This is a genomic window from Thermoactinospora rubra (genome assembly GCF_002093975.1).
GTDB classification, from domain to species: domain Bacteria; phylum Actinomycetota; class Actinomycetes; order Streptosporangiales; family Streptosporangiaceae; genus Nonomuraea; species Nonomuraea rubra_A.
On sequence record NZ_KZ084329.1, the window covers coordinates 147708 to 174067 of the forward strand.

Below are 26360 nucleotides of genomic sequence, written 5' to 3' on the forward strand. Positions count from 1 at the left end.
AGTTGCGATTCGGTATCGACTAGTGATACGCGAGTCGGTATCTCGTTCGGTTTCTCAGTCGCTTTTCCCGTCGTTTTTCTCAGTCGGCCGACACGTCGTCGAGCGCCTCCCGGATCTCGCGGGGCAGGACGACCTCCTCGGCCTGCAGGATGGCCTTCAGCTGCGCGCAGGTGCGGGCGCCGACGATCGCCGAGCAGACGCCCGGCTGGTCGCGCACCCACGACAGCGCCACGGCCAGCGGCGAGCACCCCAGGCCGTCGGCGGCGGTCATCACCGACTCCACCACGCGGCGCGAGCGCTCATCCAGGTAGGGGCGGACGAAGTCGGCGAAGTGCGGCGTGGCGGCGCGGGAGTCGGCGGGGACGCCGGTGCGGTACTTGCCCGTCAGCACCCCGCGGCCCAGCGGCGACCAGGCCAGCACGCCCACGCCGCAGTGCTCGGCCGCCGGGATCAGCTCCCGCTCGGCGTCGCGGGCCAGCAGGGAGTACTCCACCTGGGCGCTGGTGATGGGGACGCGGCCGGGGACCACCCGCTGGGCGGTGGCGGCGGCCGCCAGCTGCCAGCCGGTGTAGTCGCACACGCCCGCGTAGACCGCGCGGCCGGAGGTCACGATGGCGTCCATGGCGGCCAGCGTCTCCTCCAGCGGCACCTCCGGGTCGTAGGTGTGGAGCTGCCACAGGTCGACGTAGTCGACGCCGAGGCGGGCCAGGGACTCGTCGACGGCGGCGAGCAGGTGCCGGCGCGAGGCGTCGCGCGGGCGGCGCCCGGCCGGGGTCACCACGGCCTTGGTGGAGATGACGATCTCCGAGCGCGGGACCGCCTCGCGCAGGAGCCGCCCGAGCAGGCGCTCGGCGTCGCCCGCCGTGTAGACGTCGGCCGTGTCGACCAGCGTGCCGCCCGCCTCGACGAAGGTGCGCAGCTGGACGGCGGCGTCGTCGGCGTCGGTGTCGCGCCCCCATGTCATGGTGCCCAGCCCGAGGCGGGAGACCGGCAGGCCACTGCGGCCGACATAGCGTTGCTCCATGATCAGGCTAGACTACGCCACCGGCCTGCGGGGCTGGCCATACTTTGCAGTGTGACGACTGTGCTGCTGGCCCGCCATGGGCTGACGGATCTGACGGGGCCGGTGCTGGCCGGGTGGACGCCCGGCGTCCACCTCAGCGAGGCGGGCAGGAAGCAGGCCGAGGCCCTGGCCGGGCGGATCGCCGAGGTGCGGCTGGACGCCGTGGTCTCCAGCCCGCTGGAGCGCTGCCGCGAGACGGCCGCCGCCGTGGCCGAGGGGCGCGACCTGGCCGTGGAGGTCGACGAGCGCTTCGGCGAGTGCGGCTACGGCGAGTGGACCGGGCGGGAGCTGAAGGAGCTGGCCAAGGAGCCGCTGTGGCAGGTGGTCCAGGCGCATCCCAGCGCCGCGGTGTTCCCCGGCGGCGAGGCGGTGGCGGACATGCAGCGGCGCGCCGTCAAGGCGGTCAGGGAGTGGAATGATCGTCTTGGGGAGAAGGCTGTCTACCTGGTGTGCAGCCACGGAGATGTGATCAAGTCGATCGTGGCCGACGCGCTCGGGCTCCATTTGGATCACTTTCAGCGGATTACGGCGGACCCGGCCGCGCTCACTGTCATTCGCTATACCCCCATTCGTCCCTTTGTGCTGAGGCTTAACGATATGGGGGAATTGCGGTTGCCTGAGGGTTCGGAGGAGAAAGACGGGGGAGAAAACTTCACCGGGAGCGATGCCGCCGTCGGGGGCGGATCGGGAACCACGTAAGGTTCGGGTTATGCCGGTCTTCGACTACGACCCACCAGAGAGGTTCGTGGCCGGTGCCGTGGGGCAGCCGGGCTCGCGGGCCTTCTTCCTGCAGGTTAGAGGAGAGGGCAGACTGACGACGGTGGCGCTGGAGAAGCTGCAGGTGGCGATGCTCGCCGACAGGCTCGACGAGCTGCTGGACGAGGTGCTGCGCCTCAGCGGCGGCACGGCCCGCGTCCCCGCGCTGCCGCCCGCCGACCTGACCGACGACGACCCGCTCGAGACACCCATCGAGGAGGACTTCCGGGTGGGCACGATGACGCTGGCGTGGGACGAGGAGCACGCCCAGGTCGTGATCGAGGCGCAGGAGCTGGTCGACGCCGAGCAGGACGAGGGCGGCGCCGAGCCCGCGGTGCTGCGCGTGCGGATCAGCGCCGGGATGGCGCGCGCCTTCTCCCGGCGCGCCATGCAGATCGTCGCCGCCGGGCGCCCGCCCTGCCCGCTGTGTTCCCAGCCCCTGGACGCCGAGGGGCACATCTGCGTCAGGCTCAACGGGTACCGCGGGGGTGAGCTGGCATCGTGAGCGAGCGGACGCGGCCGATGCGCGGGCACGGATGAGCAGCGTGCCGGACAGCGAGCCCGCCGTCAGCCCCCTGCCCCCCGCCGCGGGGGGAGAGGAGGGCACGCTCAAGCTGCTCGCAGAGGGACGCATGGAGGTCGTCGGCCGGCTGGTCGAGGCCACCAACATGACCCTGTACTGCACGGTCGCCCTCGCAGGGCGCACCGCCGCCTGCGTCTACAAGCCCGTGCGGGGCGAGCGCCCGCTGTGGGACTTCCCCGACGGCACGCTGGCCGCCCGCGAGGTGGCCGCCTTCGAGGTGTCCCAGGCGATGGGCTGGCGCATCGTGCCGCCCACCGTCTACCGCGACGGCCCCTTCGGCCCCGGCATGTGCCAGCTGTGGATCGAGACCGAGCACGAGGTGGACCTGATGGCGCTGGTGCGCAGCCGCAACCCGGCGCTGCGCCGGATGGCCGTCTTCGACGCGGTGGTCAACAACGCCGACCGCAAGGGCGGTCACCTGCTGCCCATGCCCGACGGGCACGTCTACGGCGTCGACCACGGCGTGTGCTTCGCCGAGGAGGACAAGCTGCGCACGGTGCTGTGGCAGTGGCGCGGCAAGACGCTGCCCCGCGAGGCGGTCACGGCCCTCGCGGCGCTGGAGCGCGACCTGGACTCCGGGCCGCTCCACCGCCGACTGCGCGAGCTGCTCACCCTGGCCGAGGTCGAGGCCACCTGGCGGCGGGTCAAGCGGCTGCTCGACACCGGCGTCCACCCCTACCCCTCCAAGGACTGGCCCGCCGTACCGTGGCCGCCGATCTAGACGAAACCGGACTCCCCCGATGTGCACAGTGATCGTCAGACCCGGCAAGCTCATGGGCATCAGGGACGAGTTCGCCGACCGCCCGTGGGAGGGGCCGGGGGAGCACTGGCCCGAGGAGTACCCCGGCGTGGTCGGCGGGCGCGACCTGAAGGCCGGCGGCACGTGGCTGGCCGTCCACCGGGCCGGCGGGCGGGTGGCGGCGCTGCTCAACGGGCGCGGCGTCATGGCCGAGGAGACCGTCCGCGTCTCGCGCGGCGACCTGCCGCTGCGCGCCGTCGTGGCCGGCGGGCTGCCCGAGGCCGACCTGTCCCGCTACGACCCGTTCCACCTGGTGCTGGCCGACTCCTCGGGCGCGCGCCTGTGGTCCTGGGACGGGGTACGGCTGAGCCGTACCGGCCTGCCCGACGAGACCGTCATGATCGTCAACACCGGCCTGGACCCCGACAGCCCCCGGGTGCGCGCCCACCTGCCGCGCTTCCGCGCCACCGACGACTGGTGGTCGCTGACGCGGGAGGAGCCCTCCAGCGCCCCCGAGGCGCTCATCCTGCGCCACGAGCTGCCCGACGGCCGCGTCTTCGCCTCCCTGTCGATCACCCAGGTCACACCCGGGACCTACGAGTTCCACGACCTTGGAGGGCATATAGGCTCGAATCCATGAGATCGTGGTCGGCCCCGAACATCCCCCGGCTTCCAGGTGACAGCGTCCCTCTGCGGCTTTACGACACGGCCACCAAGGAGATCAGGCCGACCGACCCGGGACCGACCGCCCGGCTGTACGTGTGCGGCATCACGCCGTATGACGCCACCCACCTCGGCCACGCCAACACCTACCTGGCCTTCGACCTGGTCGGCCGGGTGTGGCGGGACATGGGCCGCCAGGTGCACTACACGCAGAACGCCACCGACGTCGACGACCCGCTCCTGGAACGTGCCGACAAGACCGGCCAGGACTGGCGCGAGCTGGCCGAGCGCGAGATCGAGCTGTTCCGGTCCGACATGGAGGCGCTGCGCGTCATCCCGCCCCGGGACTACGTCGGCGTGACCGAGGTCGTCGGCGAGGTCGCCGAGCTGGTGCGGCGCCTGGGCCCCAGCACCTACACCCTCGAGGGCGACATCTACTTCGACCGGGCCGACGCCCCCAAGTTCGGCGAGGTCTCCGGCTACTCCGAGGCGCAGATGCTGGCCCTGTCGGCCGAGCGCGGCGGCGATCCCGCCCGCCCCGGCAAGCGGGACCCGCTCGACTGGCTGCTGTGGCGCGCCGAGCGGCCCGGCGAGCCGGCCTGGGACACCGTGCTGGGCCGCGGCCGGCCCGGCTGGCACGTGGAGTGCACCGCCATCGCGCTGGCCACGCTGGGCGCCGGCTTCGACGTGGCGGGCGGCGGCTCGGACCTGATCTTCCCCCACCACGAGTGCGGCGCCTCCGAGGGCCACGCCGCCACGGGGGAGTGGCCCTTCGCCCGCTTCTACTCGCACGCCGGCATGGTGGGCCTGGACGGGGAGAAGATGTCCAAGTCCAAGGGCAACCTCGTCTTCGTCTCCAGGCTGCGCGAGCAGGCCGACCCGATGGCCGTCCGCCTGGTGCTGCTGGCCCACCACTACCGCGAGGACTGGGAGTACACCCCCGGGCAGCTGGCCGCCGCCGAGGCCCGGCTGGCGCGCTGGCGCGCCGCGGTCGCCGGCGACAGCGGCCCGGACCCCGAGCCGCTGCTGGCGGCCGTGCGCGAGCGGCTGGCCGACGACCTGGACGCCCCGGGCGCCCTGCGCGCGATCGACGCCTGGGCCGAGGAGGCGCTGGCCGGACGCGGCGACCGGCCGGCCGGGCTGGTGCGGGACCTGGTGGACGCCCTGCTGGGCGTCGAGCTCTGAGTTTCACCGGCCGTCGTCGGGGCAGGCGGGCAGAATCCAGGACGAAAGGAAGGATCATGCCCACTGCTCGCGACATCATGACGCCCAACCCCGAGTGCGTCAACGCCGATGAGACGGTGCTCGAGGCGGCGGAGAAGATGGCCAGGCTCGACGTCGGATCCCTGCCGATCTGCGGCACCGACAACAGGCTCAAGGGCATGCTCACCGACCGCGACATCGTCGTGAAGGTGCTCGCCCAGGGCAAGGACCCCAAGTCCACGCTGGCCGGAGAGCTGGCCCAGGGCGAGGCCGTCACCATCGGCGCCGACCACGACGTCAAGGAGATCCTGCGCACCATGGCCAGGCACAAGGTCCGGCGGCTGCCCGTCATCGACGGTCACACGCTCGTCGGCATCGTCGCCCTGGCCGAGGTCACGCGGGCGGTGCCCGACGCGACCGTCGGCGACCTCCTCGACGTCCTCACCTCCGACTGAGGACGCCGAGTTCGGCGCGGAACCACTCGATGGTCCTGCGCAGTCCCTCCTCGGCGGGGACCCGTGGCCGCCAGCCCAGGTGCTCGGCGGCCACGGTCGTGTCCGGGCGGCGCACCCGCGGGTCGTCGGCGGGCCGGTCGACGAACTCGATCGGGGAGTCAGACCCCGCCAGCTCCCTGATCAGCTTGGCGAGGTCGGCCATGGTCATCTCGTCGGGGTTGCCGATGTTGACGGGCCCGGGGAAGTCGCCGAAGGCCAGCGCCAGGATCCCGTCCACGGTGTCGTCGACGTAGCAGATCGACCGCGTCTGGGTGCCGTCGCCGGTGACCGTGATCGGCTCGCCGCGCAGCGCCTGGCGGATGAAGGTCGGGATGGCCCGGCCGTCGAAGGGCCGCATCCTGGGCCCGTAGGTGTTGAAGATCCGCACGATGCCGGTGTCGGCGCCGCGCGACTCGCGGTAGGCCGTGGTCAGCGACTCGGCGAAGCGCTTGGCCTCGTCGTAGACGCTGCGCGGGCCGACCGGGTTGACGTTGCCCCAGTAGGTCTCCTTCTGGGGGTGTTCGAGCGGGTCACCGTACACCTCGCTGGTGGAGGCGAGCACGAAGCGGGCGCCCTTCTCGCGGGCCAGGCCGAGCGCGTGCAGGGTGCCGATGCTGCCCACCCGCAGCGTCTCGATGGGGTAGCGCAGGTAGTCGGCGGGGGAGGCGGCCGAGGCGAAGTGCATCACGAGCGCCACCTCGCCGGGCACGTGGACGAAGCCGGTCAGGTCGCACTCGACGATCTTGAAGTTGGGGCGGCCGACGAGATGCTCGACGTTGCGCGGGCTGCCGGTGAGGAAGTTGTCCATGCAGATCACCTCCCAGTCCCGCTCGACCAGCCGCTCGCACAGGTACGAGCCCAGAAAGCCCGCGCCCCCCGTCACCACCGCCCTCATGGCAGCACCTCCAGCACATCGCAGACCGAGATCTTCAGCAGGCCCGGATCCGGTTCCAGGCCGTGCGGGTCGCCCTCGCACCCCGCCCACAGCACCACGTGGCCGCGCCCGGGCGGCGGGCCCCACAGCTCGGGCGAAGTGGGCCCGAACAGCAGCACCGACGGCACGCCGAACGCGGTCGCCAGATGCCCCACGCCGGTGTCGCCGCAGACCACCAGCCGCGCGGTGGCCATCAGCGCGGCCAGCTCGCCCAGATCGGTCCGTCCGGCCAGGACCCGGCCGGCGGGCAGGCCGGCCAGGTCCGCCACCCGGCGGGCCGGCTCCGCCTCGCCGGGGCCGCCGGTGACGACCACGTCCTCGCCCAGCGCCCTGGCCACCTCGGCGAACCGCTCGGGCGGCCAGCGCCGGGCGGGGTAGGCCGCGCCGGGGTGGACGATCGCCGGGCCGCTCCTGTCGGTCCGGCCGAGTGCCAGGTCGCCGGGATCGCAGGCGATGCCGTACCACTCCAGCAGGTCGCACCAGCGGCGCACCTCGTGCACCCGCTCCGGCCAGGCCGGGCCGGCGCCGTAGCTGAGCAGCGCGCCGGGGCGCGTGGCCCGCAGCGCCTCGATGCTCTGCGGGCCGCGTCCGTGCAGGTTGACGGCCAGGCCGGGCCGCTCGAACGGCACCGGCCCCGGCCCGGAGACGTCCAGCAGCTCGTCCACCGCGCCGATGAGCGGCAGCAGCGGCCGCAGCGGCTCGGGGGCCGCCAGCGTGATGCGGCAGCCGGGCAGGGCCCGGCGCAGCCCGCGCAGGGCCGGGACCGCGGTCAGCAGATCGCCCAGCCCCAGCCCGCGCAGGACCAGCGCCTCTAGGGCCACGACGGCTCCCGCGAGGGGCACACCACCAGCTCGCGCACCTCGCACCCGGGCGGCTGGCCGAGCGCGAACACCACCGCCCGCGCCACGTCCTCGGGCCGGTTGAGCTGGGCGTCGGGCCCCGGCTTGTACTGCTCGTCGCGCCCGTCGAAGAAATGGGTGGCCATGCCGCCCGGCACCAGCAGCGTCACGCCCACGCGCCCGGCCAGCTCCACGGCCAGCGCCCGGGTGAAGCCCACGACGCCGAACTTGGAGGCACAGTAGGCCGTCGCGTCGCTGAGCGCGCGCAGCCCCAGCGTGGAGGCCACCGTGACCACCCGTCCCCCCGACTCCAGCAGGTACGGCAGCGCCGCGCGCACGACGGCCGCCGTCCCCAGCAGGTTGACCTTGACGACCCGGTCCCAGTCGCCGGCCGGGACGTCGGCCAGCTGCCCGCAGGCGTCCACGCCCGCCGCGGTGACCACCCCGTGCAGGCCGCCCGCCCGGCCGGCCAGCTCCCTGACGGCGCGCTCGGCGGCGTCGCGGTCGGCCAGGTCGGCCACCGCGTGCTCGAACTGCGGGTCGGGCGCCTTGATGTCGACGACCAGCGGCCGCCAGCCCTCCTTGGCCACGGCGTGCGCTGTGGCCTCGCCCAGCCCGGAGGCTCCGCCGGTGATCAGGATGTTCACGAGATCTCCCTCCGTAGGGCCAGCACCGGCGCGACGGCCTGCACGCGCAGGGCGGACGCGCCGCCCGCCGCCACGAACCGGGAGGCCTCGCCGACGCCGATGGTGACCGCGTCCTCCATTGACTTGCCCTCGCACAGCGCGAGCGCCGCGGCGGCGGCCAGGCGGTCGCCGGCCCCGCAGGCGTCCCGGTCGGCGTAGCAGTCCGGCGCCGGGATCCTGGTGACCGCGGCGCCCTCCTGGGCCAGCGCCGCTCCGCGCTCGCCCAGCGTCACCGCCACCGCCTGCGCGCGCAGGCCGCGCAGCAGCTGGGTGGCGGCCTGGTCGGGGCCGATGTACGGCTGGCCGCACATCAGCCGCGCCTCCGACTGGTTGGGCGTCACCAGCGCGCACCCCGGGACCGGCACGGCCCCCTTGGGGTGCGGGTCCCACACCAGCGGCGTCCGCAGGTCGCGCAGCAGCTCCCGGGTGGCCTCCACGACGCCCCTGCCGTAGTCGGAGACGAGCACCGCCCCGGCCTCGGCGACGGTCTCGGCGATGAGCGCCCGGCCCTCCTCGGCGGCCCGGCGGGCGCGCCCGTCGCCGGTGTCGAGCCTCAGCAGCGTCTGGCCGGAGGCCCGGATCCTGGTCTTGCGCACCGTCGCGCCGCGCATCGGCAGCGGCATCAGCCGGACGGCGGCCCGCAGCATGGCGCGCAGCCGCCGCCCGCCGGAGTCGTCGGCCAGCGCGGTGACGAGCACGACCTCGGCGCCGTCGCGGGCGGCCAGCAGCGCGGCCAGTCCCGCGCCGCCCGGCCGCATCCGCTCCTCGACGCCCTCGACGACGGGGACGGGCGCGTCCGGGCACAGCCGCTCGGCCTGCCCGACCAGGTCGACGTCCAGCAAAGTGTCGCCGATCACCACCAAGGGGCTCATAGGGCTTCCTCCACGGACTGACACAGCATGTGGATCATGGCCAGGTGCACCTCCTGGACGGTCGCGGTGTCGGGGGAGGGGACGGAGACGGCCTGGTCGCACAGGGCGGCCAGCGGGTTGGGCGCCCGGCCGGTCATGGCCCACGTGACCACGCCCACCTCGTGCGCGGCCCGGGCGGCGGCCAGCACGTTGGGGCTGGCCCCGCTCGTGGACAGGCACAGCAGCACGTCGCCCGGCCTGCCGTGGGCGCGCACCTGCCGGGCGTAGACCTCCTCGGCGCCGAAGTCGTTGACGATGGCGGTGACCGAGGAGGTGTCGGCGTGCAGGGCGATCGCGGCGAACGGCGCCCGGTCCTCCCGGAAGCGGCCCACCAGCTCCGCGGTCAGGTGCTGGGCCTCGGCGGCCGAGCCGCCGTTGCCGCAGGCCATCAGCCGCCCGCCGCCGCGCAGCACGGCCGCGAGCTTGGCTCCCCACACCTGGATCCTGTCGGACTCCTCCTCGACCAGGGCGATCACCTCGGTCAGGCGGCGCAGATGCTCGTGCACGCTAACCTCCGTAGGCGAACAGCCGCGGGACCCGGTCCCGGGTCACCTGCTCGTAGACCGCCTCCACCTGCTCGGCGACGCGCGGCCAGCCGTACCTGTGCCTGGCCCGCCGCACGCCCGCGTGGCCGAGCCGCACCCGCTGCTCGGGGGCCTCCAGCAGCCGGCGCAGGGTCCTGGCCAGGGCCTGCGGCCGGCGGGGCGGGATCAGCACGCCGCAGTCGGCGACGGTGTCCAGGTGGCCGCCGACCGCCGAGGCGACCACGGGGACGCCACAGGCCATCGCCTCGACGGGGACCATGCCGAACGGCTCGTACCAGGGCACGGAGACCACCACGTCGGCCGAGCGCATCAGCGCCGGGACCTGGTCGCGGGGGACGCTGCCGATGACGCTCACGCGGTCGGCCATGCCGTACCCCTCGGCCAGGCGGCGCAGCCGCACGGCCTCCTCGTCGCCGGGCGAGCCGCCGGCCACGACCAGCTCGACGCCGGGCAGCTCGCGCAGAGCCCGCACGACGGTGTCCACGCCCTTGCGCGGCACCAGGCGGCCGATGCTGAGCACCCGCGGGCGCCGGCCGCGCGGGGCCCGCGGCCCGTCGGGGCGGAAGCGCTCCAGGTCCACCCCGCAGGGGACGATCGTGATGCGGTCCCCCGGCACGCCCATGGCGTGCAGCTCGCTGACCTCGTCGGTGCAGGTCGCCAGGATCGCCGCCGCACGCCTGCCGATCTCGCACTCCACCGCCACCCGGTGGGGCGGGCTGGTGTCGGCCCGGCCCTGCCAGCGGCGCTTGACCGTGCCCAGGGCGTGGTAGGTGTGCACGACCGGGATGGCGCCCGCCGCGTCCAGGGCGGCCTGGCCGCTCATCCAGAAGTGCGCGTGCACCACGTCCGGCCGCCGCGCCCGCCACCGGCGCCTGAGGTGTTCGGCGAACTCCGGCATGTGCGGCGGCAGCTCGTCCTTGGGCAGCGGGACGGCCGGGCCCGCCGGAACGTACTCCACCGTGACGCCCGGCGCCATCGCCACCGCCTCCGGCCGGCCGGGGTCGGTGCGGCGGGTGTGGACCACCACGTCGTGCCCGCGCGCGGCCAGCGCCTCGGCCAGCGCGGCGACGTAGACGTTCTGGCCCCCCGCGTCGACGCCGCCGACGGCCGCGAGCGGGTCGGCGTGTTCGGTGATGAGGTCGATCTTCATGAGCTCAGCTCCCTGATGGCCTTGACGACGTCGTCGGGTCGCACGGTGGTCAGGCACGGATGCCCGTCGACCGGGCAGCGCCTGGCCCTGCTGCCCGCGCACGGCGCGTGCTGGTCGCCCAGCAGCACCGCCGGGACCCCGTACGGCGCCCACCGCTCGGCCGGGACCACCGGCGCGAACAGGCTCACCACCGGCGTCCACACCGCCGCCGCCAGGTGCGCGGGGCCGGTGTTGCCCGCCACGAGCGCCACCGCGCGTTCCAGCACGGTGGCCAGCTCGGCCAGGCTCGTCCTGCCGCCCAGGTCCACTCCGGCCCGGCCGGCGACGTAGGCGGTCAGCTCGCGTTCCCCCGGCCCGCCGGTCACCACCACGCGGTGGCCGTCGGCCGCCAGCGCCTCGACGGCCTGGCGGTGCAGCTCGCGCGGCCAGGCACGGGCCGGGACGGACACGCCGGGATGGACCACCACGTACGGCTCGGCGGGCACCTCGAAGGGCGGCAGCGGCCGGCGCACCGCCAGCCTGCCGTCGTCGACCGGCTCGTAGCCCGCGGCGCGGACCACGGCCAGCATGCGTTCCGGCTCGGGGACGTGCCGCGTCTCGTCCCACGTGACCCGTACGTCCAGCAGCGAGCCGGGATAGTCGTTGCTGATGGCGGTGATGCGGCCGACGCCCGCCAGGCGCAGCAGCAGCGCCGCCGGCAGGGCGGACTGGTGGAAGGAGGTCAGGATGATCGCCTCGTCCAGGCCCGCCACCTGCCGCAGCAGCGCCTCCACGTGCCGCCGGGTCACGCGCGGCGGCTCCGGGTCGATCCACGGCGTGAGCCACTCGATCACCCGGCCGACCCCCGGCAGCAGGCGCGCGGCGGCCGTGCCGTGCGGCCCCGTCAGCAGCGCGACCTCGGCCCTGGCGGCGACCGCCCTGATCGCAGGCCCGGCCAGCAGGACGTCCCCGGCGTTGTCCGGCCTGACGACCAGTACCCTGCGGCTCATAGCCGCGCCCTGACCTCTCCCAGCAGCCGGTGCAGGCACGCCGCGGGCGGGATCGCCGCACTGGTCACGATCATGCGCAGGACCTCCTCCCGCGTCCGCGGGCCCGGCTTGATCCGCGCCCACGCGAACTCGGCGGTCAGGGCGGCCCACCCGGCCGCCGCCGCGCCGCCCGCCGCCTTCCAGCCCGGCCCGCGCCCGGCTGCCGCCTCAACCGCCGCCCCGGCTCCCAGCAGGCCGAGCGCGGTCGCCAGCACGTGCCGGGGGAGGCGCCCCGGCGGGCCGCCCAGCAGCTCGCGCCAGCCCCGGCCGTAGCGGCGGCGCATCAGCGCGTCGTCGGCGTTGCCGCGCTGGCGGCGCACGCTGGCCCAGAACCCGTCGTCGCGGACGGGATGCCGGCTGCGCCGCTCGCCGCGCACCAGGCGCAGGCCCAGCTGCCGCACCCGCAACGCCAGGTCGGCGTCCTCGCGGTAGGCGCGCGGGAAGCGCTCGTCGAACCCGCCGGCGCGGTGCAGCACGTCGCGCCGGTAGGCCATGTCCGCGGTGATCCACTCGGCGCCGGCCAGCCCCGCGGTGTTGCGCTCCTCGTCGGTGGGCGGCCGGTCGGCGGGCAGCGGCACCTCGATGCGGCCCTGCGAGCCCGCCACGTCGGGCGGCAGGTCCTCCAGGTCCCGCCGCGCCGCCTCCGCCCAGCCCGGCTGGGGGATGACGTCGTCGTCCAGGAAGGCCACCCACGGCGTGCTCGCGGCCAGCCACCCCACGTTGCGCGCGGCGGCCGGGCCCCGGCCGCCCGAGCGCAGCACCCGCACCTCGCGCCCCGCCGTACGGGCCAGGGGGAGGGGAGCAGAGGCGGCGGGCCGGTCGTCCACGACCAGCAGCGGCAGCGACGGGTCGAGGGCGGCCACGGCGGCGGCCAGGCTCGGCCGGCCCACGGTGGGGATCACCACGGTGATCATGACGCGAACGCCTCCCCCCTCCTGATCACGTACGGCCCGAGGACGAGCACGTCCACGGGGGAGGAGCCGAAGCACTCCAGCGCGTCGCGCGGGTCGTCGACCATGGGCCGCCCGGCGGTGTTGAGGCTGGTGTTGACCACGACCGGCAGCCCGGTCAGCGCCTCGAAGCACTCCAGCAGCCGCGCCACCAGCGGCTCGCGCCCGGGCGAGACCGACTGGATGCGGGCCGTGCCGTCCACGTGCACCACCGCCGGGATCCGCGCCCGCCAGGCGGGGCTGACGTCGTGGACGAAGAGCATGTACGGCGAGCGGGACGGCCCCCGGGAGAAGATCTCGCCCGCCCGCGACTCCAGCACCATCGGCGCGATGGGCCGGAACTGCTCGCGGCCCTTGACGTGGTTGAGCCGCTCGGTGTTGGCCGCGTACCCGGGGTGGGCCAGCAGCGAGCGGTGGCCCAGGGCGCGCGGGCCGTACTCGCTGCGCCCCTGGAACCAGGCGACGATCCTATCGTCGGCGAGCTCCCGCGCGACGGCCGCGGCCAGGTCGGCGGGCTCGCTGTACGGCACGCGCGCCACCTCCAGCCAGGCGCGCAGCTCCTCGCCGGTCCAGCCGCGGCCCAGGTCGGCGCCCGGCATCGGCGCGGGCCGCTCCCCGTGCGCCCGGGCCAGGTGCAGCGCGCCGCCCAGGGCGGTGCCCGCGTCCCCGGCGGCCGGCTGCACCCAGATCTCCTCGAACGGCCCCTCATCCAGCAGGCGCGTGTTGGCCACGCAGTTGAGCGCCACTCCGCCCGCCATGGTCAGCACCCGCTCCCGGGTCCGGCCGTGCAGCCAGGACGCCAGCTCCAGCAGCACCTCCTCCAGGCGCTTTTGCACGCTGGCGGCCAGGTCGGCGTGGTCGCCGTTCCAGGAGCCGCCCCGGAGGACCTTCTTGGCGTAGACGTTCCAGTCGATCGGCTCGACCCGGAAGCCGCCGTCGCCGGTGGTGTAGATCAGCTCGCGCAGCGACTCCAGGTGCCGCGGCTGGCCGTAGGAGGCCAGGGCCATGACCTTGTACTCGTCGCTGGAGCGCAGGAAGCCCAGGTGCTCGGTGACCTCCTCGTACATCAGGCCGAGCGAGTGCGGCAGCTCCTGGGCGGCCAGGACGGCCAGCTCGCCGTCGCGGTAGTGCCCGGCCAGGTGGGAGGCCGACTCGCCGCGGCCGTCGCAGACCAGCACGGCGGAGCTGGCATGGGGGGCGGCCAGCCCGGCGGAGGCGGCGTGCGCGATGTGGTGCGGGACATAGGACACCTGCGCGGGATCCAGGCCCGGCAGGGCGGTGGCCAGGAAGTTCGGCGCCCGCACGGCGTAGGTCGTGCGCAGGTCCTCCCAGCGCTCGTCCAAGCCCTGCTGCCCGGGGCGGACCAGCGCCGGATCGTAGGAGTAGGCGACCGCGTCCAGGTCCTCGGGCTTCAGCCCGGCCTCGGCCAGGCACCAGGCGGCGGCCTGCTCGGGCAGCTCCCAGGCCGAGAACGGGACCGGGCGCTTGCCGTGCTTGCGGCGGCTGAAGCGCTCCTCCTCCGCGGCGGCCACGATCTCCCCGTCGACGACCAGCGCCGCAGCAGGATCATGGAATATCGCGTTTACCCCTAGGAACTTCACTTGTCATCCTCCCCGCAGGCAGACAGAACCGCTACCGAGAGAAGCGCTTCTCAAACATTTCCCAGGACATTCCTGCTCTTGGCTACTCTCCGTAACCGTTTGCGGATCTTGGCGGGGGGTAGCCGCGGGGCATGGAGAACCGCCGCCCCGCCGCCGTTCTGTTCGACCGCGACGGCACCCTGATCGCGAACGTCCCCTACAACGGCGATCCGGAAAAAGTCGTGCCGATGCCCGGCGCCGCCGAGGCACTCAGCCGCCTGCGCCGCGAGGGCGTGTTCGTGGCCGTCGTCACCAACCAGTCCGGCGTGGCCAAGGGCCTCATCAGCCCCGATCAGATGCACCAGGTCAACGCGCGGGTGGAGGAACTGCTCGGCCCCTTCGACGCCTGGGCCATCTGTGTGCACGACGACGCCGACGGCTGCTCCTGCCGCAAACCCAAACCCGGGCTGATCATCCGGGCCGCCGCCACCATGGACGTCAGCCCCCTGGACTGCGCGCTCATCGGCGACATCGGCAGCGACATGGAGGCCGCGCGCGCCGCCGGGACCCGCGGCATCCTCGTGCCCACGGCCGAGACGCTGCCCGAGGAGATCGCCGCCGCCCCCGAGGTCGCCAAGGACCTCACCACGGCCGTGGACCGCATACTGGCGGCCGACCCGATGGACGAGCTCAACCGCCTGGTGTCCGGCGGGGCGCTGAGCCGGGCCCAGATCGCCCACTGGAGCCGCTGGTGAGGATCCTGGTCTGGCACGTGCACGGCTCCTGGACGACCGCGTTCGTCCAGGGACGGCACGAGTACCTGGTGCCCCTGGTCCCCGACCGCGGGCCCGACGGGCGGGGCAGGGCGCGGACCTACGACTGGCCCGGCAGCGTCCGCGAGGTGCCGTGGGACCGGCTGGCCGCCGAGGACGTGGACGTGGTCGTCTATCAGCGCCCGCACGAGATCGACCTGGCCAGGGAGTGGCTCGGCCGCGAGGTGCCCGGCGTCTACGTGGAGCACAACACCCCCAAGGGGGACGTGCCGCACACCCGGCATCCGCTGGCCTCGCGCTCGGACATCCCGCTGGTCCACGTCACGCACTTCAACGAGCTGTTCTGGGACAACGGCCGGGCGCCCACCCGGGTGATCGAGCACGGCGTCGTCGACCCCGGCCACCGCTACACCGGCGAGCTGGCCCGCGCGGCCGTGGTGGTCAACGAGCCGGTCAGGCGCGCCAGGGTCGCGGGGACCGACCTGCTGGCGCGCTTCGCCGAGGCGATCCCGCTGGAGGTCTTCGGGATGAAGGCCGAGGCGCTGCCGTACCCGTCGCAGGACCTGCCGCAGGTGCGGCTCCATGAGGAGATGGCGCGGCGGCGCGTCTACCTGCACCCCTATCGGTGGACCTCGCTGGGGCTGGCGCTGATCGAGGCCATGCACCTGGGGATGCCGGTGGTGGCGCCGGCGGCCACGGAGGCGGTGGAGGCGGTGCCGCCCGAGGCGGGGGTGATCTCCACGCGGGTGGACACGCTGGTCGCGGCGCTGCGGGAGTTCGCGGCCGACCCCGAGTCGGCCCGGCGGGCGGGCAAGGCGGCGCGGGACGCGGCGCTGGCCCGGTACGGCCTGCGGCGCTTCCTCGACGACTGGGATCGGCTGCTCGCGGAGGTGTGATGCGGCTCTGACGGGGTAGGGCCGCGCCCACGAACTACCACAAACGGGACAATCATGGGTGCCTTCATTGACTGGACCGACAGCGCCGCGTGCCTGAGCGAGGACCCGGAGCTGTTCTTCCCCATATCCCAGCAGGGCCCCGGCCGCGCCCAGGTTGAGCGGGCCAAGGCGGTGTGCCGCCGCTGCGGGGTACGGCAGGCATGCTACGACTTCGCGATCCGGACCAAGCAGCCCCACGGCGTGTGGGGCGGCGCGGACCCCGAGGAGAGACGGGCGGCCACCGCCTGGGCCAGGACGGCCTGACCCGGCCCTCAGGCCAGGTTGTCCGCCGCGGGCAGCCGGTCGGTGAACAGCACGCCGTCCAGGTGGTCCGCCTCGTGCTGCAGCACCCTGGCCAGCGTGCCGATCGCCCGCACCGTCAGCGGCTTGCCGTACATGTCGCGGCCCCGCGCCGTGACCGCGAAGGAGCGTTCCAGCGGCCGCCACATCCCGGGGGCCGACAGGCACGCCTCGTCGGCCACCACCGTGCGCTCCGACAGCTCCAGGCGCGGGTTGACCAGGTGCCCGGCCTTGCCGTCGCAGTCGAAGACGACCACCCGCAAGGGGACGCCCAGCTGCGGGGCCGACAGCCCGGCCCCGCCGGTGGCCCGGCGCATCGCCAGCGTCAGCGCTTTGACCAGCCGCCTCAGCTCCTTGTCGAACGCGGTGACCGCCTCGGCCGCCGTCCGCAGGGCAGGGTCGTCGAAGGCACGGATGAACACACGCAACTCCCCGAAGCGTCGCGACGTCACCGCCAGGATTCCCCGCGCCGCCTCCCGCCAACCGCGCCCGCGTGTTAACGCCGTGTTGCCCGCGTGACCGTGAAGTAACCGGCGCACAGTCGCTCAACGTCAAAGTGCGTAACGGGCGATTCCTAATCTCGCCGCCATGACGCGATGGATCACCGACTGGCGCCCCGACGAGGCGGCCTTCTGGGAGAGCACCGGCAAGCGGGTGGCCAGGCGCAACCTGGTCTTCTCCATCTTCGCCGAGCACCTCGGTTTCACGGTCTGGACGTTGTGGAGCATCGTGGCCGCCAAGCTCGGCGCCTACGAGTTCACCACCGACCAGCTGTTCTGGCTGGTCGCCCTGCCCAACCTCGTCGGCTCGGCGCTGCGCATCCCCTACACGTTCGGCCCGGCGCGCTTCGGCGGGCGGAACTTCACGGTCGTGAGCGCCCTGCTGCTGCTCATCCCCGCGGCGCTGCTGGGCGTGGCCGTGAGCAGCCCGGACACGCCGTACTGGCTGTTCTTGGTGATCGCCGCCACCGCCGGGTTCGGCGGCGGCAACTTCGCCTCCAGCATGGCCAACATCACCTACTTCTACCCGCAGTCCAAACAGGGCTCGGCGCTGGGGCTGAACGCCGCCGGGGGCAACATCGGCGTCAGCTCGGTGCAGCTGGTGATGCCGCTGGTGATCGGCGCGTTCGGGCTGGCGGCGGCCGGATGGTTCTGGATCCCGCTCATCGTGGTCGCCGCGGCCTGCGCGTGGTGGTTCATGGACAACCTGGCCGTGGCCAAGGCCTCCCCGCGCGAGCAGCTGAAGGTGGCCGGCAAGGGCCAGACGTGGGTGATGTCGTTCCTCTACATCGGCACCTTCGGCTCATTCATCGGCTACTCCACCGCCTTCCCCCTGCTGGCCAAGAGCCTGTTCCCCGGATCGCCCTGGGCGTCGGTGGCCTTCGCCGGGCCGCTGGTCGGCTCGCTCATCCGGCCCGTGGGCGGCTGGCTGTCGGACCGGCTCGGCGGCGCGCCGGTGACGCTGTGGAACTTCGCCGCCATGGGCGCCGGCGTGCTGCTGGTGTGGCTCACCAGCGCGGCGGGGAACTTCTGGCTGTTCTTCCTGTCCTTCCTGCTGCTGTTCGTCACCGCCGGCATCGGCAACGGCTCGACCTACCGCATGATCCCCGCCATCTTCCGCGCCAAGGCGGTCGAGGAGCGCGGCGAGGAGAGCGAGGCGGCCATCGCCCTGGGCAAGCGCTGGGCGTCGGCGGCGGTCGGCATCATCTCGGCGGTGGGCGCCTTCGGCGGCTTCCTCATCAACCGCGCCTTCGGCATGTCCTTCGCCGCGACCGGCAGCCCCGGCTCCGCGCTGGCCGCCTTCGGCCTGTTCTACGTGGCCTGCTTCGCCGTCACGTGGTGGTGCTACATGCGCACGGTCGGCGTCTCCCGCGTTCCCAGCCTGGCCCACGCGAGGGTCTGACCTGCGGGTGTGTCGCCTCACGAACGCGTGTGAGCCGGTGTTAGCACGCTGGTAACAGAAGGGACCCAGGTGTGAAATCACCCGAAAGCAGCATCGAGCCCGTGAAGACGCACTGCCCGTACTGCGCCCTGCAATGCGGCATGACCCTGACGCCGGGCGCCCCCGTCGTGGTCGGCCCCAGGGACGACGTCCCCGCCAACGCGGGCGGTGCGCTGTGCCAGAAGGGCTGGACGGCGGCCGAGCTGCTGACCCACCGCGACCGGCTGACCACGCCGCTCCTGCACGGCGAGCCGGCGAGCTGGGGGGAGGCGCTGGACTACGTCGCCGGGCGGCTGCGCGCGCTGCGCGCCGAGCACGGCCCGGACTCGGTGGCGGTCTTCGGGGGCGGCGGCCTGACCAACGAGAAGGCCTACCAGCTGGGCAAGTTCGCGCGGGTGGCGCTGGGCACCAGCCAGATCGACTACAACGGCCGCTTCTGCATGTCCTCGGCCGCCGCCGCGTCGATCAGGGCGTTCGGCATGGACCGCGGCCTGCCGTTCCCCGTCACCGACCTGGCGCAGGCCGAGGTGGTGCTGATGGCGGGGGCCAACGTCGCCGAGACCATGCCGCCGTTCGTGCGCCACCTGCCCCGGCTCATCGTGATCGACCCCCGCCGCACCGCCACCGCCCGCCTGGCCTGGCTGCACCTGCAGCCCGCCCCCGGCACCGACCTGGCCCTCGCGCTGGGCCTGCTGCACCTGGTGATCGCCGAAGGGCTGCTGGACAAGGGCTACATCGCTGAGCGCACCACCGGCTTCGAGGCGGTGCGCACCTCCCTGGCCAGCTGGTGGCCCGAGCGGGTCGAGCGCGTCACCGGCGTGCCCGTCGCCCGCATGCGCCAGGCCGTCCACGCCCTCGCCGGCGCCGCCAAGGCCGTCGTCCTCACCGGCCGCGGCGTCGAGCAGCACGCCAAGGGCACCGACACCGTCACCGCCTTCATCAACCTCGCCCTCGCGCTCGGCCTGCCGGGCCGCCCGGGCTCCGGCTACGGCTGCCTCACCGGCCAGGGCAACGGGCAGGGCGGCAGGGAGCACGGCCAGAAGGCCGACCAGCTGCCCGGCTACCGCAAGATCGACGACCCGGCCGCGCGCGAGCACGTCGCCGCCGTGTGGGGCGTGCGCCCCGAGGACCTGCCCGGCCCCGGCCGCTCGGCCTACGAGCTGCTCCAGGCCCTCGGCACCCCCGAAGGCCCCCGCGCGCTGCTGCTGTTCGGCTCCAACCCCGTCGTCTCCGCGCCCCGCTCGCTGGCCGTGGCCGAGCGGCTGAGGTCCCTGGACCTGCTGGTCGTCTCCGACCTGGTGATGTCGGAGACCGCGGCCCTGGCCGACGTGGTGCTGCCCACCACCCAGTGGGCCGAGGAGACCGGCACCATGACCAACCTGGAGGGCCGGGTGCTGCTGCGCCGCAAGGCCGCCGAGCCTCCGCCCGGCGTCCGCTCGGACCTGCAGATCATCCAGGGCCTGGCCGTACGGCTGGGCCACCGCTTCGCCGCCGAGCCGCGCGAGGTCTTCGACGAGCTGCGCCGCGCCAGCGCCGGCGGCATCGCCGACTACTCCGGCATCACGTACGAGCGGATCGAGGCCGAGACGGGCGTGTTCTGGCCCTGCCCCTCTCCCGGCCACCCGGGCACGCCCCGGCCGTTCCTGGACTCCTTCGCCACACCCGACGGACGCGCCCGGTTCGTTCCCGTCGAGCACCGCGCCCCCGCCGAGGAGACTTCGGAGGACTACCCCGTGTACCTGACCACCGGCCGCGTCCTGGCCCAGTACCAGAGCGGCGCGCAGACCCGCAGGATCGGCCCGCTGGTGGAGGCGGCGCCCGAGTCCTTCGTGGAGCTGCACCCCTCGCTCGCCGCCCACCTGGAGATCGACGCCGGCGACCGGGTGCGGGTGACCAGCCGCCGGGGCAGCGCCGAGGGCGTCGCCAGGATCACCGACGCCATCCGGCCCGACACCGTCTTCATGCCCTTCCACTGGGAGGGCGCCAACCGCCTGACCAACCCCGCGCTCGACCCCACCTCCCGCATGCCCGAGTTCAAGGTGTGCGCCGTGCGCCTGGAGGCCGTCCGATGAGGATCGTCGTGGTCGGGAACGGCATGGCCGGGTCCCGCTTCGTCAGCGAGGTGCGCGCCCGCTCGAAGGAGGCGCGGATCACCGTCTTCGGCGCCGAGCCGTGGCAGCCCTACAACCGGGTGCTGCTGTCCAACGTCCTGGCCGGGAGTTCGGGGCCCGACCAGGTGCGGCTGCTCGACCCGGCCTGGTACGCCGAGCACGGAGTGCGGGCCGTGCTCGGCTGCCGGGTCGAGCAGATCGACCGCGACACCCAGGCGGTCATCACCGAGGACGGGCGGCGGGAGCCGTACGACGTGCTGGTCCTGGCCACCGGCAGCGACCCCATCGTGCCGCCGATCCCGGGCGTGGAGCGGGCCGTCCCGTTCCGCACGCTCGACGACTGCCGGCGGATCCTCGCCGCCGCCGAGAACGGCTCGCGGGCCGTGGTCGTCGGCGGCGGCCTGCTGGGCGTGGAGGCGGCGCGCGGGCTGGCCGGGCGCGGCCTGCCGGTGACGCTGCTGCACCTGGCCGGGCACCTGATGGAACGCCAGCTCGATCCCGAGGCCGGGCTGGTGCTCAGCGAGACGCTGGCCGGGCTGGGCATCGAGGTCCGCACCGGCGTGCAGGTCAGCGAGGTCCTGCCCGCCGGGGTACGGCTGGCCGGCGGCGAGGTCGTCGGCGGCGACCTGGTCGTCCTGGCCTGCGGCGTGCGCCCGGTGACCGCCCTGGCCGCCCAGGCCGGCCTGGAGGTACGGCAGGGCGTCGTCGTCGACGACGAGATGCGCACCGACGACCCGTCGATCTTCGCGATCGGGGAGTGCGCCGAGCACGACGGCACCGTCTACGGCCTGGTCGCCCCCGCCTGGGAGCAGGCCGAGGTGGCCGCCACGGTCATCACCGGCGGCAAGGCCCTCTACCGCGGCTCCCGCCTGGTCACCAGGCTCAAGGCGCGCAGCGTCGAGCTGGCCGCCATGGGCGAGACCCACCTGACCGAGGAGCAGGCCGAGGTGGTGCGCTTCAGCCACCGCGCCCGCGGCACCTACCGCAAGCTCGTCATCAGGGACGGCCGCCTGGTGGGCGCGATCCTGCTCGGCGAGAGCGACGTGGTCGGCACGCTCACCCACCTGTTCGACCGCGGCGGGCCGCTGCCGGGCGACCGGGCGGACCTGCTGTTCCCCGGCCTTGCGGGCCGGGCGGTGGCCGACAGCCCCGTGCGCATGCCCGACTCGGCCAAGGTCTGCCACTGCAACAACGTCACCAAGGGACAGATCAGGGCCTGCTGGGAGGCCGGCGCGCGGGACGTCGCGGGCGTCGCCGCCGCCACCCGCGCCACCACCGGCTGCGGCACGTGCAAGGACGCGGTCGAGGGGATCGTCGGCTGGCTGTGCGAACAGGAAGGGGTTTCAGCGTGAGGGTTGTCGTCGCCGGGTACGGGCCCTCGGCCCACCGCCTGATCGAGACGCTGGTGACGCGCGGCTTCGACGGGGAGATCGTGGTCGTCGGCGAGGAGCCGCGCCCCGCCTACGACCGGGTCCACCTGACCTCCTACCTCACCGAGGGCGCCGACCTGGGCTACCCGGTGCCGCCGGGCGTCACCACTTTGCTGGGCGCCCGCGTCACCGGGATCGACCGGGACGGCAAGGCCGTCGTCACCGACGACGGGCGGCGGGAGCCGTACGACGTGCTGGTGCTGGCCACCGGCTCGGCGCCGTTCGTGCCGCCGGTGCCGGGGGCCGAGCGGGCCTTCGTGTACCGCACCATCGAGGACCTGGAGGCCATCCGGAAGGCGGCCGAGTCCGCCCGCCACGGCGTGGTGGTGGGCGGCGGCCTGCTCGGCCTGGAGGCCGCCGACGCCCTGCGCGGCCTCGGGCTGAGCACCGCCATCGTGGAGATCGCCCCCTGGCTGATGCCCCGGCAGGTCGACGAGGGCGGCGGCGCCGTGCTCAAGGGCCACATCGAGGCGCTGGGCCTGGGCGTCCACACCGGCGTCATGCTGGAGCGCGTCGAGGACGGCCGGGTGGTGCTCAAGGACGGCGGCGAGATCCCGGCCGAGGTCGTGGTGTTCTCCGCCGGCATCCGGCCCCGCGACGAGCTGGCCCGCGCCGCCGGGCTGGAGGTCGGCGAGCGCGGCGGCATCGTCGTCGATGCGGGCATGCGCACATCCGACCCGTCGATCTACGCGATCGGCGAGTGCGCCCTGGCCGGGGGCATGGTGTACGGCCTGGTCGGGCCGTGCAACACCCAGGCGGAGGTGGCCGCCGACCGCATCATGGGCGGCGAGTCCTCCTTCGGCGGCGCCGACATGTCCACCAAGCTCAAGCTGCTCGGCGTCGAGGTCGCCCAGTTCGGGGCGATGGGCGGGGCGCTCGACGTCACCTACATGGACCCCGTCGGCGGCGTCTACAAGCGGCTGTTCATCAGCGACGACGCCCAGACCCTGCTCGGCGGCATCTGCGTGGGCGACGCCACGCCGTACACCAACCTGAAGGGGTTCGTCGGCAAGCCGCTGCCGGCCGCGCCCGCCGACCTGCTGTTCACCGGCTCGGGCGTGCAGCTGGACCTGCCCGACGACGCGCAGGTCTGCTCCTGCAACAACGTCTGCGCCGGCGAGATCCGCGAGGCCATCGCCGTCCAGGGCCTCACCGACGTCGGCGGGATCAAGAGCTGCACCCGCGCCGGGACCACGTGCGGCTCCTGCGTGCCGATGCTCAAGCAGCTGCTGGTCAAGTCCGGCGTGGAGGTCAGCAAGGCGCTGTGCGAGCACTTCGACCAGAGCCGGGCCGAGCTGTTCGACATCGTGCGGGTGCGCGGCATCACGACCTTCTCCCAGCTCATCGCCGAGCACGGGCGGGGCCGCGGCTGCGACATCTGCAAGCCCGCGGTCGCCTCCATCCTGGCCTCCCTGCACAACCAGCACGTGCTGGACGGCGAGCTGGCCGCGCTGCAGGACACCAACGACCACTTCCTGGCCAACATCCAGAAGAACGGCACCTACTCGGTCGTCCCACGCATCCCGGGCGGCGAGATCACCCCGGACAAGCTCATCGTCATCGGCGAGGTGGCGCGCGACTTCGGGCTCTACACCAAGATCACCGGCGGGCAGCGGATCGACCTGTTCGGCGCCCGCGTCGAGCAGCTGCCGCAGATCTGGAAGCGGCTGGTGGACGCCGGGTTCGAGTCCGGCCACGCGTACGGCAAGGCGCTGCGCACGGTCAAGTCGTGCGTGGGCTCGACCTGGTGCCGGTACGGCGTGCAGGACTCCGTCGGCCTGGCCATCGCGCTGGAGCTGCGCTACCGGGGCCTGCGCTCGCCGCACAAGCTCAAGGCCGCGGTGTCCGGCTGCGCCCGCGAGTGCGCCGAGGCCCGCTCCAAGGACTTCGGCATCATCGCCACCGAACAGGGCTGGAACCTCTACGTCTGCGGCAACGGCGGCTTCAAGCCCCGCCACGCCGACCTGCTGGTGTCGGACGTGCCCACCGACGAGCTCATCAAGATCATCGATCGGTTCCTCATGTTCTACATCCGCACGGCCGACCGCCTGCAGCGCACGGCCGCCTGGCTGGAGTCGCTGGAGGGCGGCCTGGACTACCTGCGGCAGGTCGTGGTCGAGGACTCGCTGGGCATCTGCGCCGACCTCGAGGCCCAGATGGAGCGGCACGTGGCCACCTACTTCGACGAATGGCGGGCCGTACTGGAGGACCCCGACAAGCTGCGCCGCTTCACCAGCTTCGTCAACGCCCCCGGCGTGCCCGACCCGTCGATCGTCTTCGAGACCGAACGCGACCAGATCAAGCCCGTCCTCGTCCCTCTGGAGGTGGTGCGCAAATGACCGAGCTTCTGATCGACCGGCCCATCGGCACGTGGGTCCCGGTGTGCTCCTACGCCGAGCTGATCCCCGAGCGGGGGGTGTGCGTGCTGGTCTCCGGGCGGCAGATCGCGATATTCCGGGACTTCGGCGGCCGCCTGTACGCCGTCGGCAACCTCGACCCCTTCAGCGGCGCCCACGTCCTCTCGCGCGGGATCGTGGGCACCCGCGGCAGCGAGCCGACCGTGGCCTCGCCGATGCACAAGCAGGTGTTCTCCCTGGTCACCGGCGTCTGCCTGGACGACCCGGCGGTGTCCGTCCCGACCTACCCCGTCCGCGTGCGCGAGGGACGGGTGGAGGTGTCGGCATGAGCGCACTGGCGGCCGAGACGCCCGCCACGCCCGAGACGGCCCCGGACGCGCTGGCCGGGTTCACCGTCGGGGTGACCGCCACCCGGCGCCGCGAGGAGTTCCGCGCGCTGCTCGAACGCCGCGGCGCCCGGGTGGTCAGCGCGCCCGCGATCCGCCTGGTGCCGCTGCCGGAGGACGCCGAGCTGCTGGCGGCCACCCGCCGGTGCCTGGCCGCCCCCGTGGACGACGTCGTGGTCACCACGGGGGTGGGCCTGCGCGGCTGGGTGGCCGCCGCCGAGGGCTGGGGCCTGTCCGCCCAGCTGCTGGAGCACCTGGGCGCGGCGCGCATCCTGTCGCGGGGGCCCAAGGCGCGCGGCGCGGTCAAGGCGGCCGGGCTGACCGACCACTGGACCGCCCCCTCCGAGTCGTGCGCCGAGGTCCACGACTACCTGATGGGCCAGGACCTGGCCGGGCGGCGCATCGTGGTCCAGCTGCACGGCGAGCCGCTGACGGAGTTCGTGGCCTCGCTGCGGGAGGCCGGGGCGGAGGTGATCGAGGTGCCGGTGTACCGGTGGCTGCCCTGCCGCGACCCCTCGCCGCTGCGCCGCCTCATCACCCAGACCATCGCCGGCGGCGTGGACGCCGTGGCCTTCACCAGCGCCCCGGCCGTCCTGGCCATGCTGGGCGCGGCCCGCTCCGAAGGCGTGGAGGAGGAACTGCTGGCCGCCTTCCGCGGGGGCGTCGCCGCGGCCTGCGTCGGGCCCATCACCGCCCAGCCGCTGGTCGCCCGCGACGTGCCGGTCATCCAGCCGGAACGCTCCAGGCTCGGCGCGCTGGCCCGCACGCTCGCCCGGCACCTGCCCGAGCACGGCGTCACCCGGCTGGTGGCCGGCGGGCACCGGCTGGAGATCCGCGGGCACGCCGTCGTCGTGGACGGCGAGCTGCGCCCGCTGCCCCCCGCGCCGATGGCGGTGCTCAAGCGCCTGGCCGACAAGCCCGGCCACGTCGTGCACCGGGCCGAGCTGCGCACGGTCCTGCCGGGCAGCCACACGCGCGACTCCGCCGAGCACGCCGTCGAGATGGCCGTCACGCGGCTGCGGCGGGCGCTCGGACCGGCGGGAATCGTCGAGACCGTGGTCAAGCGCGGCTACCGGCTCGCCACGGACCGGGACGGCGACCTGTGACGGCCTTCCCGCCGGCGCCGCCGTACGGGCCGCGAAGAGGACCGGCCCGGCCCGGCACGGCGGCGGGGCCGGTGCTCGTCCTGGCCGCGCACGGCACGCGCAGCCGGGCGGGGGAGCAGACCCTGGAACGGCTGGCCGGCGCCGTGCGCGCCCAGCGGCCGGGATACCGGGTCGAGCTGGCCTACCTGGAGATCAGCAGGCCCCTCCTCGCCGACCTGCTGCCCACGCTCCACGGGCCGGTCACGGTCGTGCCGCTGCTGCTGGCCGGGGGCTACCACGTCCACATCGACCTGCCGGCCGTCGTCGCCCGCACCCGGCCCGGCGCCGTCGTCACCCGCCACCTGGGGCCGCACTACCTGCTGGCCGAGTCGCTGGCGCGCCGCCTGGCCGGGGCCGGGCTGCGCCCCCACCAGCCGGTGGTGCTCGGCGCCGCCGGATCGGCCGACCCCGCGGCGCTCGCCGAGGTCCGCGCCACGGCCCGCCTGCTGGCCGCGCGCCTGGCCCGCCCGGTGACCGCCGCCTTCGCCGCCTCCGGGACGCCCGCCGTCGGGGACGTCGTCACCCCGGAGACGGCCGTGGCCTCCTACCTGCTGGCGCCGGGCTTCTTCCACGACCGGCTGCTGGCCGCGGGCGCCGGCCTGGTGACCGAGCCGCTGGGGGAGGAGGCGGCCTCGCTCGTGTGGATCCGCCACGACGCGGCTCACCGGGCCGGTCACCGGGCCAGGAAGTGCCAGCCCGCCCACCACCACGCCAGCACCACCAGCACCCGCCCCGCCGGGTGACCCATCGCCCAGGCCAGGCACTCGCCCGCCGTGGGCAGCGCCGAACCGGGCCGCCGGGCCAGCGCCTCCAGGACGATCAGCCCGCCTACGGCCAGGCCGTACGCCACCGCCATCG

28 protein-coding genes are annotated in these 26360 nt (G+C 74.2%); 16 read left to right on the plus strand and 12 right to left on the minus strand.

The window, feature by feature from the left end; genetic code table 11:
- Nucleotides 1-79: 79 nt before the first annotated feature.
- Nucleotides 80-1024 (minus strand): aldo/keto reductase, encoded by a 945-nt coding sequence (locus BSB02_RS09230; RefSeq protein ID WP_084958286.1) that lies wholly within the window; start codon nucleotides 1022-1024, stop codon nucleotides 80-82.
- Nucleotides 1025-1075: 51 nt separating this feature from the next.
- On the opposite strand from BSB02_RS09230, the gene BSB02_RS09235 reads away from it, so the two are divergent.
- The 6 genes from BSB02_RS09235 to BSB02_RS09260 are packed head-to-tail and all read left to right on the plus strand — an operon-like array spanning nucleotide 1076 to nucleotide 5462.
- Nucleotides 1076-1762 carry a histidine phosphatase family protein gene (locus BSB02_RS09235; protein WP_084958287.1) on the plus strand — a complete coding sequence of 229 codons (687 nt, stop codon included), beginning with the start codon at nucleotides 1076-1078 and terminating at the stop codon, nucleotides 1760-1762.
- Between the two features lie 10 nt (nucleotides 1763-1772).
- Complete coding sequence (locus tag BSB02_RS09240; RefSeq protein WP_084958288.1) at nucleotides 1773-2324, plus strand: DUF3090 domain-containing protein; 552 nt, start codon at nucleotides 1773-1775, stop codon at nucleotides 2322-2324.
- 31 nt (nucleotides 2325-2355) lie between these two features.
- Nucleotides 2356-3123, plus strand: coding sequence for an SCO1664 family protein (locus tag BSB02_RS09245; protein ID WP_084958289.1), 768 nt, complete (start codon nucleotides 2356-2358; stop codon nucleotides 3121-3123).
- A 28-nt stretch (nucleotides 3124-3151) separates the two neighbouring features.
- Nucleotides 3152-3781, plus strand: coding sequence for an NRDE family protein (locus tag BSB02_RS09250; protein ID WP_158088590.1), 630 nt, complete (start codon nucleotides 3152-3154; stop codon nucleotides 3779-3781).
- Nucleotides 3778-4989, plus strand: a complete 1212-nt coding sequence (mshC, locus tag BSB02_RS09255; protein WP_084958291.1) for a cysteine--1-D-myo-inosityl 2-amino-2-deoxy-alpha-D-glucopyranoside ligase — start codon at nucleotides 3778-3780, stop codon at nucleotides 4987-4989. Before BSB02_RS09250 ends, mshC begins: the two co-directional genes overlap by 4 nt.
- Nucleotides 4990-5045: 56 nt before the next feature.
- The gene (locus BSB02_RS09260) at nucleotides 5046-5462 is read left to right on the plus strand and encodes a CBS domain-containing protein (RefSeq protein ID WP_084958292.1); all 417 of its coding nucleotides are present in this window, start codon (nucleotides 5046-5048) and stop codon (nucleotides 5460-5462) included.
- Here the strand turns inward: BSB02_RS09260 and BSB02_RS09265 are convergent.
- Genes BSB02_RS09265 through BSB02_RS09305 form a run of 9 tightly spaced genes read right to left on the minus strand, consistent with a single transcriptional unit; the run spans nucleotide 5449 to nucleotide 14145 of the window.
- Nucleotides 5449-6396 (minus strand): UDP-glucuronic acid decarboxylase family protein, encoded by a 948-nt coding sequence (locus tag BSB02_RS09265; protein ID WP_084958293.1) that lies wholly within the window; start codon nucleotides 6394-6396, stop codon nucleotides 5449-5451. The genes BSB02_RS09260 and BSB02_RS09265 overlap by 14 nt on opposite strands.
- Entirely contained in the window at nucleotides 6393-7256 is an 864-nt protein-coding gene (locus BSB02_RS09270) for a glycosyltransferase family 9 protein (protein WP_084958409.1), read from the minus strand. Before BSB02_RS09270 ends, BSB02_RS09265 begins: the two co-directional genes overlap by 4 nt.
- Nucleotides 7247-7921 carry an SDR family oxidoreductase gene (locus BSB02_RS09275; protein ID WP_084958294.1) on the minus strand — a complete coding sequence of 225 codons (675 nt, stop codon included), beginning with the start codon at nucleotides 7919-7921 and terminating at the stop codon, nucleotides 7247-7249. The genes BSB02_RS09270 and BSB02_RS09275 overlap by 10 nt, the downstream gene beginning before the upstream one ends.
- On the minus strand, nucleotides 7918-8832 hold the full coding sequence (locus BSB02_RS09280) for a bifunctional heptose 7-phosphate kinase/heptose 1-phosphate adenyltransferase (protein WP_084958295.1): 915 nt from the start codon (nucleotides 8830-8832) through the stop codon (nucleotides 7918-7920). Before BSB02_RS09280 ends, BSB02_RS09275 begins: the two co-directional genes overlap by 4 nt.
- Nucleotides 8829-9377: a D-sedoheptulose-7-phosphate isomerase gene (locus BSB02_RS09285; RefSeq protein WP_084958296.1), complete on the minus strand. Its 549-nt coding sequence runs from the start codon at nucleotides 9375-9377 to the stop codon at nucleotides 8829-8831. The genes BSB02_RS09280 and BSB02_RS09285 overlap by 4 nt, the downstream gene beginning before the upstream one ends.
- 1 nt (nucleotide 9378) lies before the next feature.
- A complete protein-coding gene (locus BSB02_RS09290; RefSeq protein WP_084958297.1) occupies nucleotides 9379-10566 on the minus strand; it encodes a glycosyltransferase in 1188 nt (395 codons plus the stop codon).
- Nucleotides 10563-11555, minus strand: a complete 993-nt coding sequence (locus BSB02_RS41050; protein ID WP_084958298.1) for a glycosyltransferase family 9 protein — start codon at nucleotides 11553-11555, stop codon at nucleotides 10563-10565. The genes BSB02_RS09290 and BSB02_RS41050 overlap by 4 nt, the downstream gene beginning before the upstream one ends.
- Entirely contained in the window at nucleotides 11552-12508 is a 957-nt protein-coding gene (locus tag BSB02_RS41055; RefSeq protein WP_084958299.1) for a glycosyltransferase family 2 protein, read from the minus strand. The genes BSB02_RS41050 and BSB02_RS41055 overlap by 4 nt, the downstream gene beginning before the upstream one ends.
- On the minus strand, nucleotides 12505-14145 hold the full coding sequence (locus BSB02_RS09305; RefSeq protein ID WP_084958300.1) for a carbamoyltransferase family protein: 1641 nt from the start codon (nucleotides 14143-14145) through the stop codon (nucleotides 12505-12507). Before BSB02_RS09305 ends, BSB02_RS41055 begins: the two co-directional genes overlap by 4 nt.
- Before the next feature lie 131 nt (nucleotides 14146-14276).
- Between BSB02_RS09305 and BSB02_RS09310 the strand changes: the two genes are divergently transcribed.
- From BSB02_RS09310 to BSB02_RS09320, 3 genes are read left to right on the plus strand one after another with little or no spacing between them, the layout of a single operon-like run.
- On the plus strand, nucleotides 14277-14879 hold the full coding sequence (locus BSB02_RS09310; protein ID WP_084958301.1) for a D-glycero-alpha-D-manno-heptose-1,7-bisphosphate 7-phosphatase: 603 nt from the start codon (nucleotides 14277-14279) through the stop codon (nucleotides 14877-14879).
- The gene (locus BSB02_RS09315; RefSeq protein WP_084958302.1) at nucleotides 14876-15793 is read left to right on the plus strand and encodes a glycosyltransferase; all 918 of its coding nucleotides are present in this window, start codon (nucleotides 14876-14878) and stop codon (nucleotides 15791-15793) included. The genes BSB02_RS09310 and BSB02_RS09315 overlap by 4 nt, the downstream gene beginning before the upstream one ends.
- A 54-nt stretch (nucleotides 15794-15847) precedes the next feature.
- The gene (locus BSB02_RS09320; protein WP_206184593.1) at nucleotides 15848-16096 is read left to right on the plus strand and encodes a WhiB family transcriptional regulator; all 249 of its coding nucleotides are present in this window, start codon (nucleotides 15848-15850) and stop codon (nucleotides 16094-16096) included.
- 8 nt (nucleotides 16097-16104) lie between these two features.
- Here BSB02_RS09320 and BSB02_RS09325 read toward each other — a convergent pair whose 3' ends face one another.
- Nucleotides 16105-16554 (minus strand): peptide deformylase, encoded by a 450-nt coding sequence (locus BSB02_RS09325; RefSeq protein WP_240506297.1) that lies wholly within the window; start codon nucleotides 16552-16554, stop codon nucleotides 16105-16107.
- Between the two features lie 166 nt (nucleotides 16555-16720).
- Between BSB02_RS09325 and BSB02_RS09330 the strand changes: the two genes are divergently transcribed.
- The 7 genes from BSB02_RS09330 to BSB02_RS09360 all read left to right on the plus strand — a co-directional run bounded on the left by BSB02_RS09330 (nucleotide 16721) and on the right by BSB02_RS09360 (nucleotide 26245).
- Nucleotides 16721-18034, plus strand: a complete 1314-nt coding sequence (locus BSB02_RS09330) for an MFS transporter (protein WP_084958304.1) — start codon at nucleotides 16721-16723, stop codon at nucleotides 18032-18034.
- Nucleotides 18035-18174: 140 nt separating this feature from the next.
- Nucleotides 18175-20145, plus strand: a complete 1971-nt coding sequence (locus BSB02_RS09335; protein ID WP_206184600.1) for a molybdopterin oxidoreductase family protein — start codon at nucleotides 18175-18177, stop codon at nucleotides 20143-20145.
- Nucleotides 20142-21536 carry an FAD-dependent oxidoreductase gene (locus BSB02_RS09340; RefSeq protein WP_084958306.1) on the plus strand — a complete coding sequence of 465 codons (1395 nt, stop codon included), beginning with the start codon at nucleotides 20142-20144 and terminating at the stop codon, nucleotides 21534-21536. Before BSB02_RS09335 ends, BSB02_RS09340 begins: the two co-directional genes overlap by 4 nt.
- Nucleotides 21533-23953, plus strand: a complete 2421-nt coding sequence (gene nirB, locus BSB02_RS09345; protein ID WP_084958307.1) for a nitrite reductase large subunit NirB — start codon at nucleotides 21533-21535, stop codon at nucleotides 23951-23953. The genes BSB02_RS09340 and nirB overlap by 4 nt, the downstream gene beginning before the upstream one ends.
- Nucleotides 23950-24300: a nitrite reductase small subunit NirD gene (nirD, locus tag BSB02_RS09350; protein WP_084958308.1), complete on the plus strand. Its 351-nt coding sequence runs from the start codon at nucleotides 23950-23952 to the stop codon at nucleotides 24298-24300. The genes nirB and nirD overlap by 4 nt, the downstream gene beginning before the upstream one ends.
- Nucleotides 24297-25463 (plus strand): uroporphyrinogen-III synthase, encoded by a 1167-nt coding sequence (locus BSB02_RS09355; RefSeq protein ID WP_084958309.1) that lies wholly within the window; start codon nucleotides 24297-24299, stop codon nucleotides 25461-25463. Before nirD ends, BSB02_RS09355 begins: the two co-directional genes overlap by 4 nt.
- On the plus strand, nucleotides 25460-26245 hold the full coding sequence (locus BSB02_RS09360) for a sirohydrochlorin chelatase (protein WP_240506298.1): 786 nt from the start codon (nucleotides 25460-25462) through the stop codon (nucleotides 26243-26245). The genes BSB02_RS09355 and BSB02_RS09360 overlap by 4 nt, the downstream gene beginning before the upstream one ends.
- Here the strand turns inward: BSB02_RS09360 and BSB02_RS09365 are convergent.
- Nucleotides 26176-26358 carry a DUF6186 family protein gene (locus BSB02_RS09365; RefSeq protein WP_084958311.1) on the minus strand — a complete coding sequence of 61 codons (183 nt, stop codon included), beginning with the start codon at nucleotides 26356-26358 and terminating at the stop codon, nucleotides 26176-26178. The genes BSB02_RS09360 and BSB02_RS09365 overlap by 70 nt on opposite strands.
- Nucleotides 26359-26360 lie beyond the last annotated feature (2 nt).

Excerpts from the sequence above, each read along its gene's own strand:
- BSB02_RS09230 (WP_084958286.1), bottom strand. The coding sequence starts at position 1,024 with ATGGAGCAACGCTATGTCGGCCGCAGTGGCCTGCCGGTCTCCCGCCTC.
- BSB02_RS09240 (WP_084958288.1), top strand. The coding sequence starts at position 1,773 with ATGCCGGTCTTCGACTACGACCCACCAGAGAGGTTCGTGGCCGGTGCC.
- BSB02_RS09245 (WP_084958289.1), top strand. The coding sequence starts at position 2,356 with ATGAGCAGCGTGCCGGACAGCGAGCCCGCCGTCAGCCCCCTGCCCCCC.
- mshC (WP_084958291.1), top strand. The coding sequence starts at position 3,778 with ATGAGATCGTGGTCGGCCCCGAACATCCCCCGGCTTCCAGGTGACAGC.
- BSB02_RS09260 (WP_084958292.1), top strand. The coding sequence starts at position 5,046 with ATGCCCACTGCTCGCGACATCATGACGCCCAACCCCGAGTGCGTCAAC.
- BSB02_RS09265 (WP_084958293.1), bottom strand. The coding sequence starts at position 6,396 with ATGAGGGCGGTGGTGACGGGGGGCGCGGGCTTTCTGGGCTCGTACCTG.
- BSB02_RS09280 (WP_084958295.1), bottom strand. The coding sequence starts at position 8,832 with ATGAGCCCCTTGGTGGTGATCGGCGACACTTTGCTGGACGTCGACCTG.
- BSB02_RS09290 (WP_084958297.1), bottom strand. The coding sequence starts at position 10,566 with ATGAAGATCGACCTCATCACCGAACACGCCGACCCGCTCGCGGCCGTC.
- BSB02_RS41050 (WP_084958298.1), bottom strand. The coding sequence starts at position 11,555 with ATGAGCCGCAGGGTACTGGTCGTCAGGCCGGACAACGCCGGGGACGTC.
- BSB02_RS41055 (WP_084958299.1), bottom strand. The coding sequence starts at position 12,508 with ATGATCACCGTGGTGATCCCCACCGTGGGCCGGCCGAGCCTGGCCGCC.
- BSB02_RS09310 (WP_084958301.1), top strand. The coding sequence starts at position 14,277 with ATGGAGAACCGCCGCCCCGCCGCCGTTCTGTTCGACCGCGACGGCACC.
- BSB02_RS09320 (WP_206184593.1), top strand. The coding sequence starts at position 15,848 with ATGGGTGCCTTCATTGACTGGACCGACAGCGCCGCGTGCCTGAGCGAG.
- BSB02_RS09330 (WP_084958304.1), top strand. The coding sequence starts at position 16,721 with ATGACGCGATGGATCACCGACTGGCGCCCCGACGAGGCGGCCTTCTGG.
- BSB02_RS09335 (WP_206184600.1), top strand. The coding sequence starts at position 18,175 with ATGACCCTGACGCCGGGCGCCCCCGTCGTGGTCGGCCCCAGGGACGAC.
- BSB02_RS09340 (WP_084958306.1), top strand. The coding sequence starts at position 20,142 with ATGAGGATCGTCGTGGTCGGGAACGGCATGGCCGGGTCCCGCTTCGTC.
- nirD (WP_084958308.1), top strand. The coding sequence starts at position 23,950 with ATGACCGAGCTTCTGATCGACCGGCCCATCGGCACGTGGGTCCCGGTG.
- BSB02_RS09355 (WP_084958309.1), top strand. The coding sequence starts at position 24,297 with ATGAGCGCACTGGCGGCCGAGACGCCCGCCACGCCCGAGACGGCCCCG.
- BSB02_RS09365 (WP_084958311.1), bottom strand. The coding sequence starts at position 26,358 with ATGGCGGTGGCGTACGGCCTGGCCGTAGGCGGGCTGATCGTCCTGGAG.